At 70.8% G+C, this 15,390-nt stretch carries 16 protein-coding genes; 6 read left to right on the plus strand and 10 right to left on the minus strand.

Annotation, left to right across the window (positions count from 1 at the left end; translation table 11 throughout):
• The first annotated feature begins 18 nt into the window (after positions 1 to 18).
• Positions 19 to 714: an ABC transporter ATP-binding protein gene (locus A5680_RS13625; RefSeq protein WP_055405228.1), complete on the plus strand. Its 696-nt coding sequence runs from the start codon at positions 19 to 21 to the stop codon at positions 712 to 714.
• A gap of 89 nt (positions 715 to 803) precedes the next feature.
• Positions 804 to 3,203, plus strand: coding sequence for an ABC transporter permease (locus A5680_RS13630; RefSeq protein ID WP_231977625.1), 2,400 nt, complete (start codon positions 804 to 806; stop codon positions 3,201 to 3,203).
• Here A5680_RS13630 and A5680_RS13635 read toward each other — a convergent pair.
• Genes A5680_RS13635 through secY form a run of 8 tightly spaced genes read right to left on the minus strand, consistent with a single transcriptional unit; the run spans position 3,190 to position 9,639 of the window.
• Positions 3,190 to 3,816 carry a class I SAM-dependent methyltransferase gene (locus A5680_RS13635; protein ID WP_055405230.1) on the minus strand — a complete coding sequence of 209 codons (627 nt, stop codon included), beginning with the start codon at positions 3,814 to 3,816 and terminating at the stop codon, positions 3,190 to 3,192. The genes A5680_RS13630 and A5680_RS13635 overlap by 14 nt on opposite strands.
• Positions 3,813 to 4,379 carry a DUF4389 domain-containing protein gene (locus A5680_RS13640; RefSeq protein ID WP_067820192.1) on the minus strand — a complete coding sequence of 189 codons (567 nt, stop codon included), beginning with the start codon at positions 4,377 to 4,379 and terminating at the stop codon, positions 3,813 to 3,815. The genes A5680_RS13635 and A5680_RS13640 overlap by 4 nt, the downstream gene beginning before the upstream one ends.
• A 17-nt stretch (positions 4,380 to 4,396) precedes the next feature.
• Positions 4,397 to 5,599 (minus strand): NAD(P)/FAD-dependent oxidoreductase, encoded by a 1,203-nt coding sequence (locus tag A5680_RS13645; protein WP_067820108.1) that lies wholly within the window; start codon positions 5,597 to 5,599, stop codon positions 4,397 to 4,399.
• A gap of 15 nt (positions 5,600 to 5,614) precedes the next feature.
• The gene (locus A5680_RS13650; RefSeq protein ID WP_156349710.1) at positions 5,615 to 6,331 is read right to left on the minus strand and encodes an anti-sigma factor; all 717 of its coding nucleotides are present in this window, start codon (positions 6,329 to 6,331) and stop codon (positions 5,615 to 5,617) included.
• A 42-nt stretch (positions 6,332 to 6,373) separates the two neighbouring features.
• Entirely contained in the window at positions 6,374 to 6,919 is a 546-nt protein-coding gene (locus A5680_RS13655; RefSeq protein ID WP_082970360.1) for a sigma-70 family RNA polymerase sigma factor, read from the minus strand.
• A 49-nt stretch (positions 6,920 to 6,968) separates the two neighbouring features.
• Positions 6,969 to 7,769: a type I methionyl aminopeptidase gene (gene map / locus A5680_RS13660; RefSeq protein ID WP_055405234.1), complete on the minus strand. Its 801-nt coding sequence runs from the start codon at positions 7,767 to 7,769 to the stop codon at positions 6,969 to 6,971.
• Between the two features lie 2 nt (positions 7,770 to 7,771).
• Entirely contained in the window at positions 7,772 to 8,317 is a 546-nt protein-coding gene (locus A5680_RS13665; RefSeq protein ID WP_067820114.1) for an adenylate kinase, read from the minus strand.
• On the minus strand, positions 8,314 to 9,639 hold the full coding sequence (secY, locus tag A5680_RS13670) for a preprotein translocase subunit SecY (protein WP_067820117.1): 1,326 nt from the start codon (positions 9,637 to 9,639) through the stop codon (positions 8,314 to 8,316). Before secY ends, A5680_RS13665 begins: the two co-directional genes overlap by 4 nt.
• A gap of 242 nt (positions 9,640 to 9,881) precedes the next feature.
• Between secY and A5680_RS13675 the strand changes: the two genes are divergently transcribed.
• Positions 9,882 to 10,787 (plus strand): class I SAM-dependent methyltransferase, encoded by a 906-nt coding sequence (locus tag A5680_RS13675; RefSeq protein WP_067820121.1) that lies wholly within the window; start codon positions 9,882 to 9,884, stop codon positions 10,785 to 10,787.
• Here the strand turns inward: A5680_RS13675 and A5680_RS13680 are convergent.
• Both A5680_RS13680 and A5680_RS13685 read right to left on the minus strand, forming a co-directional pair.
• On the minus strand, positions 10,784 to 11,449 hold the full coding sequence (locus tag A5680_RS13680; RefSeq protein ID WP_055401813.1) for a GNAT family N-acetyltransferase: 666 nt from the start codon (positions 11,447 to 11,449) through the stop codon (positions 10,784 to 10,786). The genes A5680_RS13675 and A5680_RS13680 overlap by 4 nt on opposite strands.
• Before the next feature lie 9 nt (positions 11,450 to 11,458).
• The gene (locus tag A5680_RS13685) at positions 11,459 to 12,817 is read right to left on the minus strand and encodes an FGGY-family carbohydrate kinase (protein ID WP_067820195.1); all 1,359 of its coding nucleotides are present in this window, start codon (positions 12,815 to 12,817) and stop codon (positions 11,459 to 11,461) included.
• A gap of 30 nt (positions 12,818 to 12,847) precedes the next feature.
• Here A5680_RS13685 and A5680_RS13690 point away from each other — a divergent pair, with 30 nt between their 5' ends.
• From A5680_RS13690 to A5680_RS13700, 3 genes are read left to right on the plus strand one after another with little or no spacing between them, the layout of a single operon-like run.
• On the plus strand, positions 12,848 to 13,828 hold the full coding sequence (locus tag A5680_RS13690) for an NAD(P)-dependent oxidoreductase (RefSeq protein ID WP_055401921.1): 981 nt from the start codon (positions 12,848 to 12,850) through the stop codon (positions 13,826 to 13,828).
• Positions 13,825 to 14,478 (plus strand): L-fuculose-phosphate aldolase, encoded by a 654-nt coding sequence (locus tag A5680_RS13695; protein ID WP_067820124.1) that lies wholly within the window; start codon positions 13,825 to 13,827, stop codon positions 14,476 to 14,478. The genes A5680_RS13690 and A5680_RS13695 overlap by 4 nt, the downstream gene beginning before the upstream one ends.
• Positions 14,478 to 15,362 (plus strand): MBL fold metallo-hydrolase, encoded by an 885-nt coding sequence (locus A5680_RS13700; protein WP_067820127.1) that lies wholly within the window; start codon positions 14,478 to 14,480, stop codon positions 15,360 to 15,362. Before A5680_RS13695 ends, A5680_RS13700 begins: the two co-directional genes overlap by 1 nt.
• Positions 15,363 to 15,390 lie beyond the last annotated feature (28 nt).

Raw genomic sequence — 15,390 nt, forward strand, 5'->3', positions numbered from 1 at the left:
GGCCCTCGTGGTGTCTAAATGGCCATCGAACTGCGCAACGTGGTTCGCCAGTACCGCGTCGGCGGTCAGACGGTCCGCGCGCTCGACGGGATCAGCCTGCGGCTCGACGGCGGTCAGTTCGTGTCGGTCGTCGGCCCCTCCGGGGCGGGCAAAAGCACGTTGCTGCACCTGCTCGGCGCGCTGGACAGCCCCGATTCCGGCTCGATCACCTTCGACGGCGAGGAGATCGGGCGCCTGGGCGACGAGCAGCAGTCGGCGTTCCGCCACCACCGGGTGGGTTTCATCTTCCAGTTCTTCAACCTGCTGCCGACGCTTTCGGCCTGGGAGAACGTGGCGGTGCCGAAGCTGCTCGACGGCGTCCGGCTGGGCCGCGCCAAAGCGGACGCGGTGCGGTTGCTGGACCGCGTCGGGCTGGGCGACCGGACCGAGCACCGGCCGGCGGAACTGTCCGGTGGTCAGATGCAGCGGGTCGCGGTGGCGCGCGCGTTGATGATGGATCCGCCGCTGATCCTCGCCGACGAGCCCACCGGCAACCTGGACTCGGCGACGGGCGCCTCGATCCTTGCGCTGCTCGCCGAGGTGGCGCACGAGGACGGCCGGGGCCGGCTGGTGGTGATGGTGACCCACAATTCGGACGCCGCCGCTTCGACCGACCGGGTGATCACGTTGCAGGACGGGCGGGTCGGGTCCGACGTACCGGCGGTCCCTGCGTGAGGATCGGTGCGGCGGCGAGCCGACTGCGCGTGTTCAGCCTGCGTGAGCTCGCCGTCCATCGCCGCCGCACGCTCGCGTCGATCGCCGTGATGGCCGTCTCCGCAACGTATCTGGTCGCGATCTTCGGCATCTTCGGGTCCATCACCGGATCGGTCAACCGGCTGGCCGACGGGATCGCCGGCGTGGCCGCGCTGGAGGTGTCGGGCATCACCGACGCCGGGTACCCCGACGCCGTACTGGCCGACGTGGCCGCGGTCCCCGGCGTCGCGACCGCCGCGCCGATGATCAGGACGTCCGCCGCCACGGCGACGGGGCCGGTGTTGCTGCTCGGCGCGGACGCCAGCACCGCCGCGCTGGGCGGCGCGCTCAAGGACGCGGTCGCTCGCCCGGTGCAGGAGCTGTCCGCCACGCCCAACGGCGTCCAGGTGGGGCCGCGGGTCGGCTACGCGAAGGGCCAGACGCTGCAACTGGGCTCGGGGTCGGTCACCGTCACCGAGGTGCTGGCCGGCAAGCAGTTCGCGGACCTCAACGGCGGGCACTACGTCCTCGCGCCACTTGCGTTGGCGCAGAACGTGACCGGCCGCGCCGGTCAACTCGACTCGATACTGATCACCACCAAGCCGGGTGCCGATCTGGGCGCCGTCCGCGCCGCGGTCACCGTCGCGGTGAACGGCCGCGCGCTGGTCGCCGCGCCCAGCGTGCGGGCGGCCCGGGCCGGCGACGGGGTCAGGCTGATGAACTACATGGCGCTGCTGGGTGCCGCCGTCGCGCTGGTGGTCGGCGCGTTTTTGATCTACACCACGATGACGATGGCGATCACCCAGCGCCGGCCGGTCATCTCGATGCTGCGCGCGATCGGCGGCCGGCGCGTCACCATCGTCGGCGACATGCTCGGCGAGGCGGCGATCCTCGGGCTCATCGGCGGGGCCATCGGTTCGGGCATCGGCATCCTCGCGGGCCACCTCGCGATCGGCCGGCTGCCCCCGGCGATGACCCAGGGGCTCGAGGCCCGCGTCGAGTACGGGCTGCCCGGCTACGCCATCCCGATAGCCCTGGCGGCGACGGCGATCACCAGCGTGGTCGCGTCGGCGATGGCGGCGCGGCAGGTGTACAAGGTCGCCCCGATCGAGGCCCTGGCGCCCGTCGGGGCATCGGCGGCGGACGTGGTGCCGCGCTGGCTGCGGGTCGCCGCCGGGGCGGGCGCCGTCGCCGTGGCCGCGGCGTCGATCTGGGTCGTCATCGGCCAGCACGGCACGCTGGCCTTCGTCGCGATGGCCGCGCTGCTCAGCGCCGAGATCGCGCTGGGCTTCGCGCTCACCGCACCCATCGTCGCGGCCACGGCCGCGACGGCTCGCCTGTTCGGATCGTTCGGCGCGCTCGCGGCGGCCACCGTCGAACGCGCGCCGCGGCGCGTGTGGGCCACCGTGATGACGGTGCTGATCGGCGTGGTCACCACCGTGGTGATCACCGGCACCAACGCCGACATGATCCGCTCGGCCCGCGCCCTGTTCGCCCCCGCCGCCGGCGTCGACGTGTGGGTGAGCGCGGATGCCCCCGACAGCTACCCCACCGACGCACTGCCGCAAGGCCTTTCGGATAAGGTGGCCACCCTGCCCGGGGTGGGGCGGGTCACCGAGGGGGCATTCGGGTTCGCCGTCGTCGGCGGAACCCGCGTCCTGCTCGACGGCTTCGCCGACGGAACCCACGATTCGCTGTTCCGCGCGCTCGACGAACGGGTGCGCGCCGACGTGCTCGCCGGCCGCGGCGTGGTGCTCACGCAGAACCTCGGCAGTACCCTGCACGTCCGCGCCGGCGATCGGCTGCAGCTGCAGACGCCGCAGGGTCCCCGGCAAGCTCAGGTGCTGGCGCTGGTGCCGTTCTTCTCGACCGTGATCGGCACGGTCGGAATGGATCTCGAGCACCTGCGGGCGTGGTTCGATCGCCCGGCGGCGACCACCCTGCAGATCACCGCGGCGCCGGGCGCCGATCCGAGGCGCCTGCTGGCCGAGGTCCGCCGGGCGGTGCCGGCCCCGAACCATGTGTACGACGGCCGCGCCGCGCTGGCGGGGCTGGAAGCGCCGCTGCACCAGAGCATGTTCATCGCCAACGCGGTCTGGGTCATCGTCGTGGCCGTGGCCGGCGTCGCGCTGCTCAACACGCTGACGCTGTCGGTGACCGAGCGCCGCCGCGAGATCGGCGTCCTGCGGGCCATGGGGTCCAGCCGCCGGTTCACCCTGCGGACCGTCCTGGCGGAGGCGGCCGGAATCGGTTTCGTCGGTGGGATTTTGGGGCTGCTGTTCGGCCTGACCGACCAGTGGCTGTTCAGCCTCATCAGCGGGGACATCATGAATTTCCGGGTCGGCTTCCGCCTGAGCCCGATGGCCCTGGCCTTCACCGCGGGGGCGCTGGTGATCTGCCTGCTCGGTTCGGTGCCGCCCGCGCGGCGCGCGGCGCGGCTGAACATCATCGAGGCCGTCAGCGTGGAGTGAGGGTGGCGAACCCCTGCAGATGAGGCTTGCACGGGAACGGGACCGGGGTGCGGCCGATGGTGCGCAGCGCCGTGGTGTCGAACCCCGCCGCGGCGATCGATTCCAGGGTCCGCCGATTCGGCTCGCACCCGGCGGCCACCCACGACCACGGCTTGGCCACCAAGTCCTGGAACCGGCCCGTCGCGCCCTCGCCCCGCACATGCTCGAGGACGACCAGCCTGCCGCCCGGGGTGAGGACCCGGCGGATCTCGGCGAGGGTGGCGGGCACGTCGTCGACCGAACACAACACGAGCCCGATGTGCACGGAGTCGAAGCTGTTGTCCGGGAAGGGAATCGACTCGCCCGCGCCCTCGACGATGTCGACGGCGATGCCGTGCCGGGCGGCCAGCCGGGCCGCCATCCGCCGGAACGGCGCCACCGGCTCCACGGCGGCCACCGACGTCACCGCGGCGGGCAGGAACCTCAAATCGGTGCCCGGCCCCAGGCCGAGCATCAGCAGCCGCCCGACGGCGTTGCTGAGCGCCGCCCGGCGGTACCGGTGGTAGAACAGCCGGTCGAAGACCGGCTGGCCGAACCGATACACGTACGGGAACAGCGGATTGCGGCGCGTCACCGGGCGCCCAAATCCATTCGGAACGGCGGATATTCGTCGCGCATCAGGGAGACGTAGACGGCCACCCGGTAGCGCCAGCGCACGATGCCCAGCAGCAGGTCGAACATCCCCGGCGGAATGGTCGCGGTGCACAACAACGACACCGCGGCGATCACGCACAGCAGCTGCAGCAGCGGCTCCATCGACCAGCAGAGCAGTATCTGCGGAATGGCCAGCAGCCACTTCACCAGCACGGCCCAATTGCGCAGCCGCTCCGGATAATCCACCTGCAGGTCGCCGGGATAGTCGGGGCGCGACGCGAGCGTGAACGGCGGATATTGGTCCGTGCTGTTCATCGGGAATCGGAAGTTCATCACCCGCCAGGACCAGCGCAGCACACCGACGTTGAAGTCGAACAGGGGTCGCGGGTACCGCCCGGTGAACAGGATGGCGACGCCGGCGACGACGGTCGACAGCGGAAAGATCAGGTAGAGCCCGATCAGGATCGGGTAGTGCGGGACCGCCAGCACGCACCACTTCACCAGCCAGAGCCAGCGCGAGGGCGCATCGAAATCGCCTCGCACCCTGACGGATTCGTCGTTCATGGGCTGGATCGGCTGGTCGTCGCTGCCCCCATTTCTCGGTCGATCTCTGCGGACATCCTACGATGGCTCGTCCAGCGCAGGAACATCGTCAGCGCGGCGGCCTGCAGCCGGTCGGGGATCAGTGCGGCCGGGCGCAGCACGACCTCCCCGTGCGAGACCGGCAGCGAAGCCACCCGGGACACTGCCATCACCCTGTGCCTGCGGGTCCTCTCGTACCGGCGCAGCGCTTTCGGCACGTCGTCGTTCGTCGCCGCGTCGGCGAGCGCCTTGCACAGCACCATGGTGTCCAGCAGCGCCTGGTTGGTCCCCTGCGCCAGGGTGGGCGGCATCGTGTGGGCGGCGTCACCGAGCAGCGTGATCGGGCCCCGGCCCGCCGGCGGTATGGGATGGCGGAAGTGCGGATACGGCGAGTGCGCCAGGTCGTCGTCGGTCAGGGCCGCCAGCACCCGGTCGACGGCGTCGGACCAGCCGGTGAAATGGGACCGGATCTCCTCGATCGGGCGCTGCGGCCGCACGAAGCCGTAGGACCACGGCAGGTCGAACCACCACTGCACGTCGGTGCCCCCGGCCGGCCACAGGCCGAGGTTTCCCCGCTCGCCGATGACCATCAGCGCGGTGCCCTTGTCCGGGACCTCCGCGAGCGTGGTCAGCCCCTGCCAGCTGCACCAGCCGGTGGGCCGGGCCTGCCGGCCGCCGACGCGGTCGCGGACCATCGAGTGCAGGCCGTCGGCGCCGATCAGCAGATCCCCCTCGACCGCGCGGCCGTCGGCGAACTCGACCCGCACGCCGTCGCGGGTGTCCTCGAACGCGATCGCGCGGGAGCCGCATCGGATGCGGTCGGCCGGGAAGCCGTCCAGCAACCGTTCCAGCAGGACCCGGCGCGGCACCATCCGCACGGGCGCGCCCAGCCGGTCCGCCATCACCGACACGTCGAGCGTGGCGAGCGGACGGCCGGTGCGGGTGACGGCCCGCACGGTGGACAGCAGCTGACCGGCCCCGTCCATGTCGACGCCCAGCTGCCGCAGCACCGTGTCGCCGTTGGACCAGATCGTCACCGCGCCGCCGGGCGCCCGCAGCTCGGGTCGACGCTCGTAGACGGTGACGTCATGGCCGTCCCGCAACAGTCCGCGGGCGACCGAGATGCCCCCGACCCCGGCGCCCACCACCAGCGCCCGAAGCGGACGCCGGTGGCCAGTCACGTCAGCTCCCGACCCCTACAGCGAACGCTGCAGCAGAACCTGGCCGCTGTCGGCGGCCACCACCTGCACGGCGGCGATCTGGTCGACCGGAGTCGAGATGCTGCCCGCGGGCGTCGCCGTGTGGCCGGGTTCGGCCACCCAGGTCGCCAGCCGGGTCTGGCTGCCGTCGCGGCCCACGACCACCATCGCCAGGGTGTCGTGGTGCGCGTTGAGCGGGGCCAGGCACACGCACCGCAGGTTGATGGACGTCCCCCAGTGCTGGCTGGACAGCTGCACCGTCGACGTCAGCAGGGTGGTGCCCACCTGCGCCATCGGCGCCGAGGAGGCGGCCACCTGCTGCGACGAGGACGACGAATACCCCTGCAGCCCGACGAACACGCCGATCGCGAGCACCACGGCCGCGGCCGACGAGGCCACCCAGGTCACGATGCGCGTGCGGCGCCGGCGCCAGCTCACCTTGGCCAGCAACGACGGCAACAGCTCCGGCGACATCTCCGGTGTGGCCGGCAACCCGGCCTCGTTCATCGCGGCCACCTCGTCCCGGCCCAGCTGGGACAGCAGGGCGGGCACGCCACTGAGGTCCGCGACCGCCTCGCGGCACGCGGGGCAGTGCGCCAGGTGCGCCTCGAATTCGCGCCGCTCGGCGGCCGACAACGAGCCCAAAACGTATGCGGCATCCCACATCACGTACGGATCGGCGGGCGGGCCGAGGCCCCGTAGCGGCGTATTCATCTCATCCATTCCCTCATCACCCTTCAAGCATTTCGGAGCCCCTTAGCGGGTAACTCCAAGTTCCTGCAGAGTGAGCCGCAACGCCCGCACGGCGTAGTGTAATCGCGACTTCACCGTCCCCTCGGCGATGCCGAGGTCTGCAGCAATCTGCGCAGTCGTCCATCCGCGGTAGTAGGACCGGTCGATCACGGCCCGGTGCTCGGCCGACAGCTGCACCATCGCGTCGGCGATCAGCAGCCGGTCCAGCGCCGCGTTCACCTCGTCCGGCGTCGACCGTTCCGGCGCGCCCGCCTCGTCGGTCGAAGCGACGACGTTGCGGAACCGCGCGCCGCGCCGGTCGTCGATGATCATGTTGCGGGCGACCGTGAACAGCCACGCCCGCGCCGAGCGCTCCGTGTCCCCGACGACCTCCGGATGCTGCCAGGCCCGCAGCAACGTCTCCTGCACCACGTCCTCGGACTGGCTCGCGTCCCCGGTCAACCGAAGCGCGTAGCGCCACAAGACCGCCGCGTGCTCGTCGTAGAGCGCCTTCATCAGAGCGGCCTCGGCAGCCCCCGACGCCCTCCGATTGCTTGCCACACGGGCCACTCCATCACCTCCGACTACTGAAACGAGTCGAATGGCGGTTTAGTTCACGCTAAGCCAGCGTCAGGATGCGCGGACCGGCGTCGGTGACCGCCACGGTGTGTTCCCAGTGTGCCGCGCGGGAACCGTCGGAGGTAGTGACCGTCCACTCGTCGTCGAGCACCACGGTCTTGCCCGTGCCGAGGGTCAGCATCGGCTCGATGGCCAGCACCGATCCGGGGGCCAGCAGCGGGCCGCGCCCGGGCGAGCCCTCGTTGGGCAGGAACGGGTCCATGTGCATGTGCCGGCCGATGCCGTGGCCGCCGTAGCCCTCCACGATCCCGAACGCCCGCCCGTGCCGGCCCTCGGCCGCCCGCGTGCCCGCCTCGATGGCGTGCGATACGTCGGTGAGCCGGTTGCCGGGGACCATCGCGGCGATGCCGGCCTCCAGCGATTCCCGGGTGGCGTCGCACAGCGCCGCATCGGCCGCGTCGAGGCTCCCGACGCCGAACGTGACCGCGGCGTCGCCGTGCCAGCCGTCCAGCACCGCCCCGCAGTCGATGGACACCAGGTCGCCCGGAGCCAACACCTCTGCGGCCGACGGGATCCCGTGCACCACCCGCTCGTTGACCGACGCGCAGATCGACGCGGGGTAGCCGTGATAGCCGAGGAACGACGGGATGGCGCCCGCCTCGCGGATCACCGCCTCGGCGATCTCATCGAGGCTCAGGGTCGACACGCCTGCCACCGCCGCCGCCCGCACCGCCTGCAACGCGGCCGCGACCACCGCCCCCGCCGCGGCCATCGCGTCGAGTTCGTCGGCGGTGCGCTGCGGCACGACTTTGCGGCTTCGCAGCCGCGCCAGCGCGCTCACGATTACTTGCCCAGCGCCTGCAGGGCGCGGGCGAACACTTCGTCCATGCCGCCGACGGCGTCGACCGTCCTGAGTTCGTCGCGGTAGTACTCGAGCAGCGGCGCGGTCTCGTCGCGGTAGACCTTCATCCGGTTCAGGATCACGTCGTCGGTGTCGTCGGCGCGGCCCCGCGACTTGAGGCGCTGCAACAACTCCTCCTCCGAGACGCGGAACTCCAGCACGGCGTCGATGTCGGTGCCGCGGCGCCCCAGCATGTCGTGCAGCGCCTTGGCCTGCTCCGTGGACCGCGGATAGCCGTCCAGGATGAAGCCGTTGGCCGCGTCGTCATCGCTGAGGCGGTCGTCGACGAGCTGGTTGGTCAGCTCCGAGGGCACCAGGTCGCCGGCGTCCAGGTAGCGCTTGGCCTCGCACCCGAGTTTGGTTCCGTTCTCGATGTTGCTGCGGAACAGCTCCCCGGTGGAGATGTGCGGAATTCCGAGCTTTTCGGAGAGCTTCTGGGCCTGCGTTCCCTTGCCCGCCCCCGGCGGTCCCAGCAAAACGACTCTCACTTGAGGAACCCTTCATAGTTGCGCTGCATCAGCTGGCTCTCGATTTGCTTGACCGTATCCAAACCGACGCCAATCATGATCAAAACCGCGGTACCGCCGAACGGCAAATTCTGAACCGCTCCGCCATTGCCGATCTGCAAGAACAGGTTGGGCAGCACCGAGATGGCGCCGAGGTAGATCGAGCCCGGCAGGGTGATCCGGCTCAGCACATAGCGCAGGTAGTCGGCGGTGGGCTTGCCCGGTCGAATGCCGGGAATGAAGCCACCGAACTTCTTCATTTCGTCGGCGCGTTCGTCTGGGTTGAACGTGATCGACACATAGAAGTACGTGAAAAAGATGATCAGCCCGAAATAAGTGCTGATGTAGATCGGGTCGCTGGGGTCGGACAGGTAACTGCCGACGAACTTGTCCCACCAGCTGTTGCCCACGCCGCCGCTGCCGCTGCGGATCAGCTGCGTGATCAGGTGCGGGATGTAGATCAGCGACGACGCGAAGATGACCGGGATGACGCCGGCCTGGTTGACCTTCAGCGGCAGGTACGTCGACGTTCCGCCGTACATCCGCCGGCCCACCATGCGCTTGGCGTATTGCACCGGGATGCGCCGCTGACCCTGCTCGACGAACACCACGCCGACGATGATCACCAGGGCGGCGACGCAGACGGCGGCGAAGATGGCCCCACCGCGGCTGTCCAGGATGGTCTTGCCCTCGGATGGGATGCGCGCCGCGATGCCGACGAAGATCAGCAACGACATGCCGTTGCCGATGCCGCGCTCGGTGATCAGCTCACCCATCCACATCACCAGGGCCGCGCCGGCGGTCATCACCATCACGATGACCACCAGGGTGAAGATGCTCTGGTCGGCGATGATGTCCAGCGAGCAGCCCTGCAGCAGCCCGCCGTTGGCCGCCAGGGCCACGATGCTGGTGGCCTGCAGGATGGCCAGCGCGATGGCCAGGTAGCGGGTGTACTGCGTCATCTTGGCCTGGCCGGACTGGCCCTCCTTGCGCAGTTCCTCGAACCGCGGGATGACCACGGTGAGTAGCTGCACGATGATGCTGGCCGTGATGTAGGGCATCACCCCGACCGCGAACACCGTCAGTTTCAGCAGCGCACCGCCGGAGAACAGGTTGATCAGCGAATAGATCTGGCCGGCCGCGCCGCCGCTGGCCTCCTTGATGCACTGCTGGACGTTCGGGAAGTTGACGCCGGGGGACGGCAGCGCGGCGCCCAGCCGATAGAGAACGACGATGCCCAGCGTGAAGAGGATCTTCCGTCTCAGATCGACTGTCCGCAGCGATGAGATGAAAGCCGAAAGCACTCTTCCTCCTGCGCAGCCGGGGGGTCTCCTGCATTACGCGCCCAACACCCGCAGGCCAGGACGTACGGCCGCCTTATCTATAGCGCGTCAAACCGTGTACGAGACTAACAGCTGATTCGGGTGGGCCCGTCCAGGGCCGTCGGCCACAGCCCGTTTGACGCTCGGAACAACACAGGAAGCCGTAAGCCACGGGGCGTAGAGTTCTGGTGGCTCGTTGCATTTGCTAAATAAATAGGAGCACCATGACACGCACTGACCAAGACAGCTGGGACCTGGCGTCCAGCGTCGGTGCCACGGCCACGATGGTCGCCGCGGCACGTGCGCTGGCCAGCGAGGGTAGCAACCCGATCATCGACGACCCGTTCGCGGCGCCGCTGGTACGGGCGGTCGGCCTGGAATTCTTCCGCCAGCTGGTCGACGGCGAGGTCGTCCCGCCGGGCGGGGATGACGGGGACCGTGATCTGCAGCTGGAGACCGACTCGATCGCCGTGCGCACCCGCTTCTTCGACGACTTCTTTCTGAACGCCGCCCGCGACGGCATCCGCCAGTCGGTGATCCTCGCGGCCGGCCTCGACGCCCGCGCCTACCGGTTGAGTTGGCCGCCCGGCAGCGTGGTCTACGAGGTGGACCAGCCCAAGGTCGTCGAGTTCAAGAGCGCCGCGATGGCGCAGCTGGGCGCCGCCCCGACCGCGGACCGGCGGACGGTCAGCGTCGATCTGCGCGACGACTGGCCGGAAGCGTTGCGGCGCAGCGGGTTTGACCCCGCGCAGCCCACGTCGTGGAGCGCCGAGGGCCTGTTGATGTACCTGCCGCCCGAAGCCCAGGACAAGCTGTTCGACAACATCACCGAGCTCAGCGCGCCGGGCAGCAAGCTGGCCACCGAATTTCACGGCGATTCCGGCCGGACGATGACCGAACGCGCCAAGCAGTTCAACCGGCGCTGGGCGAACATCGGCTGCGACATCGACCTCTCCGGGCTGTTCTTCGACGGCGAGCGCAGCAACGTCGTGGACTACCTGTCGGGCCACGGCTGGCAGGTCACCACCCGCGAGCGGCGGGAGTACTTCGCCGACTACGGGCTGACGTTCCCGCAGGACGAGACGTCGCAGCTGCGCAACATCGTCACCGTCACCGCGACGCTGGGCTAGCTAGGCCTGGCGGCCGGCGCCCGCACCACCATCGGCACGGCGGGGAAGCACCACGCCATCTCGGTGCGCGACTTGCGCAGCGCGGCGGTGCCGTAGCCCTTCTTGCGGTGCTCCGGGTGGATCCAGATGCGCACGTTCACCTCGCCGCCGAGCAGCTCGCCGAACACCATGCCGACCTTCTCGCCGGAATCGACGGCCACGAACCAGGCGGCCTCCTCGTCGTCGAGGCGCCCGAGCGCCGCGCTGATCTCGTCGTCGAGGTTGCCCGCCGGCCCGCCCGACCCGTCGCCGGCGGCGCCCATGTCCTCGGTGCGGGCGGCAAAGATGTCGCGATCCTTGTCGGCGGAGAAGGGCCGCAGCTCGAGCGTCTCCCCGGAGCTGGCCGGGCGCTCGCCGAGGGTGAAGCTGAGCTGTTTGTTCAGGTCCTCGAGTTCGGCCAGGATCTTGCGGCGCGAGTCGACCGTGAGCTGAGCGAACGACATCCCCATCACCGCTTCGGCGGCCAGGTGGGAGGTGTCGAGCAGCCGGACGATCGCCTCGACCGCGGCCGCGTTGTTCTCGGACTCGACCACGACGTCGGCGATTTCATGCCGCCGTTCAAGGGCTTTCAACAAGGCATCGGCGATCTCGCGGCGGGCGGCTTTGCGGTCCTGGTCGGTCATTGCACCAGCCTAGAACGCCGCCCCGGGGAGCGCGCTACATCGGCGGTTTCCCAGTTCCAGGAACCGCTGGTAGCGATCCTCGATCGGGGCGGCCCAGGCGGGGTCGGGTTCGACTACGCGCTCGGTGCGGGCCCAGCGGGCGGCGTCGGCGATCGAGGTTTCCAGGCCGGCGGCCATGCGCGCCAGGAACGCCGCGCCCAGCGCCGCCCCTTCCGGCACGGCGGACACCTCGACCGGCCGCCCGGTGGCGTCGGCGATGGCCCGCATCCACGGCGCGACGCGGGTTCCGCCGCCGGTGGCGACGATGCGCGCCGCCGGCGCCCCGCTGAGCTCGATGAGCTGGCGGACCACGAAGCCGGACGCCTCGTAGGCGGCCCGCCGCAGCGCGGCGGCGTCGTGGGTGAGGTCCAGGGCGTCGAGCATGGCCCGGCGATCCGGGTCGTGGAACGGGGTGCGTTCGCCGCGGATGTACGGCGACCACACCGGCACGCGCCCGGGCCGCGCGGCGGCCGGATCGCCGGGCGCGACGACGCGGTCCACCCAGCCGAGAAACAGGCCGCCGGCGTTGCTGGCCCCGCCGATCTGGCTCTTCCCCGCTGCGGTGTGGGGGATCGTCCACAGGCCGGGCACCTGCCGGGGCTCCGAGATGGTGGTCCACACGATCAAGGTGGTGCCGCACAGCACCAGCACGTCGCCGACGCGGTCGGCACCGGCCACGATCTGTTCGCACAGCGCGTCGATCGCGCCGATCGCCAGCGCCGCGCCGGTGCCGTGCACCTGCCCCACGGCGGCGCCCATGCTTTCCACCCGCGGCATCTGCTCGGGCCTCGCGCCGCGTTCGGCGCACGCCTCGGCATTCCAGCCGGTCCCCTCGAACAGCGGATACGCGGTGGCGGCGGTGGCGAAGTCGATCACCGCCTCGCCCGCCAGCGCGTGGTTGGCCACCGCCGGTGCCGGCCAGTACGCGGCCGCGCCCGGCGCCTGGGCCGCGGTCCAGCGCAGGAATTCCGCGGCCTCCCCCAGCGCCGGCAGCGGCTGCGCCTCCTGTTGTGCCGTCCGGCCCCGTTCGTCGCCGTACAGCAGCCCCGGTGTGGTCGGCACCCCCGCGGCGTCGACGGCCGTCAGCGACGGCACCATCGCGGAGACCGCCACCGCCCTGGCGTCCGGGCGGTCCAGCCGCGCGAGGGCGGCCAACGGCCCCCGCCGCCACGCCTGGTCGGCGTCGTGCTCGAGCCGGTTCGGCGCCGGCACCCGCAATTCGTGCGGGATCCGCGCCCGCGCCGTCACCCGGCCGTCGGCGTCCGCGGCGACCGCCTTGACCGCGGTGCTGCCGACGTCGATGCCGATTGTGACGCCATCACGTGACACGGGCGTCACCGTACGCCAGCATTGGGGTTCGTGACGTCAAGACCGCGCGCCCTGGTGACGGCCCCGCTGCGTGGGCCGGGGTTCGCCAAGCTGTCCGAGCTGGCCGACGTCGTCTACGACCCCTGGATCGAGCAGGCCCCGCTGCGGATCTACGGCGCCGAACAGCTGGCCGAGCGCATCGTGGCGGAGTCCGCCGATGTGGTTGTGGTGGAAGGTGACTCGGTGAGCGGGCCGGTGTTCGACCTGAACCTGCGCGCGATCGCGTCCACCCGCGGGGACCCGAACAACGTGGACATCGAAGGCGCCACCGCCGCCGGCATCCCGGTGCTCAACACCCCCGGCCGCAACGCCGACGCGGTCGCCGAGATGACGGTGGCGCTGCTGCTCGCGGCCACCCGTCAGCTGCTGCCCGCCGACTCGGATGTCCGTGGCGGCAACATCTTTCGCGACGGCAGCATCCCCTATCAGCGGTTCCGCGGCTGGGAGATCGCCGGGCTCACCGCCGGCCTGGTGGGCCTGGGTGCGGTCGGCCGCGCCACCGCCTGGCGGCTGTCCGGGCTGGGACTGCGGGTCATCGCCCACGACCCCTACAACGACGACGCCCGGCACGGCCTGGACGAGCTGCTGGACGAGGCCGACGTCGTCTCCATGCACGCCCCCGTCACCGACGACACCGCCGGCATGATCGGCGCCGAGCAGTTCGCCGCCATGCGCGACGGCGTGGTCTTCCTCAACACCGCCCGCGCCCAGCTGCACGACACCGACGCGCTGGTCGACGCGCTGCGCAGCGGCAAGGTGGCCGCCGCGGGCCTGGACCACTTCGTCGGCGAATGGCTGTCCCCGGATCACCCGCTGGCCGGGATGCCCAACGTGGTGCTGACGCCCCACATCGGCGGCGCCACGTGGAACACTGAGGCTCGGCAGGCGCAGATGGTGGCCGACGACCTGGAGGCGCTGCTGGCTGGCGGGACGCCCACCCACATCGTCAACCCGGAGGTGCTACGGCCATGAAATCGGTAGCCGACCCCGAGACCGCGGTGCTGGACGCGGCCAAGGACATGCTGCGCCGGGGGCTCGTCGAGGGAACCGCGGGCAACATCTCCGCGCGGCGCTCCGACGGCAACGTCGTCATCACGCCGTCGTCGGTCGACTATCGCGACATGCAACTCGACGACCTCGTCCTGATCGACCCGGACGGCGCCGTGCTGCACGCCGCGGACGGCCGCGCGCCGTCGTCGGAGATGCAGCTGCACCTGGCCTGCTACCGCGCGTTCGACGACATCGGCAGCGTCATCCACAGCCATCCGGTGTGGGCGACCATGTTCGCCATTGCGCACCAATCGATTCCGGCCTGCATCGACGAGTTCGCGGTGTACTGCGGCGGGGACGTCCGGTGCACCGACTACGCCGCGTCCGGCACGCCCGACGTCGGCGCCAACGCCGTCAAGGCGCTCGACGGCCGGGGTGCCGCGCTGATCGCCAACCACGGCCTGGTCGCCGTGGGGCCCCGACCGGACAAGGTGCTGCACATCACCGCGCTGGTCGAACGCACCGCCCAAATCGTCTGGGGCGCAAAGGCACTCGGCGGGCCCGTGCCCATCCCGGAGGACGTGAACCGCAACTTCGCCAGCGTCTACGGCTACCTGCGCGCCAACGCCTGATGCGCCCGGTCCGGTTCGGCCACGCGACCGTTTCGCGGGTGGCCGAACTCCAATTCGACTTGGGTGCACAATTTTTCCCGCACACGCCGCCGTCGGGCTGGCGGGACAACGCCGACCTGCTGGAGCCCGACTTCTTCGACCCCTCGACCGACCAGTGGCACATCGCGGTCCAAAGCTGGGTCATCGAGGTGGACGGGCTGACCGTCGTCGTGGACACCGGGGTCGGCAACGACCGCGACCGCCCCCACATGCCGCCCCTGGACCACCTGAATACCGGGTTCCTAGCCGCGCTGGAGGCCGCGGGCGTCGACCGCACCGCCGTGGACGTGGTGGTCAACACCCACATCCACTCCGACCATGTCGGGTGGAACACCCGGCGCGAGAACGACGCGTGGGTCCCGACCTTCCCCAACGCGCGATACCTGGTGCCGGCCGCCGACTACCGCCACTTCTGCCCGGATGGGCCCGCCGGCCAAGACCCCGGTGACCAGCTGGTGTTCGCCGACAGCGTCGCGCCCGTCGACGCGGCGGGCCAGCTCGTCCAGTGGTCGGACGAACACCAGATCAGCCGGTCGCTGCGGCTGCGGGCCGCCCCCGGGCACACGCCCGGCTCCTCGGTGCTGTGGCTGGACGCGGGCCGGCCGGCGGCCTTCGTCGGCGACCTGACCCACAGCCCGCTGCAACTGCGTCGACCGGGCGACGCGTGCGCCTTCGACGTCGACGCGCCGGCCGCGGCCGTGACCCGCCGCCGGATCTTCACCGAAGCCGTCCAGACCAAGGCCGCCGTGATACCCGCGCACTATCCCGGCCACGGCGGCGCCACGATCCGCGCCGTCGCCGATCAGTTCGACATCGACCGCTGGCTGGACTTCGAATCCCTCTGAGCCCGAGCCTCGCCGAGGTTACGGTGTG

This window comes from Mycobacterium sp. E2989 (assembly GCF_001667595.1).
Lineage (GTDB): Bacteria > Actinomycetota > Actinomycetes > Mycobacteriales > Mycobacteriaceae > Mycobacterium.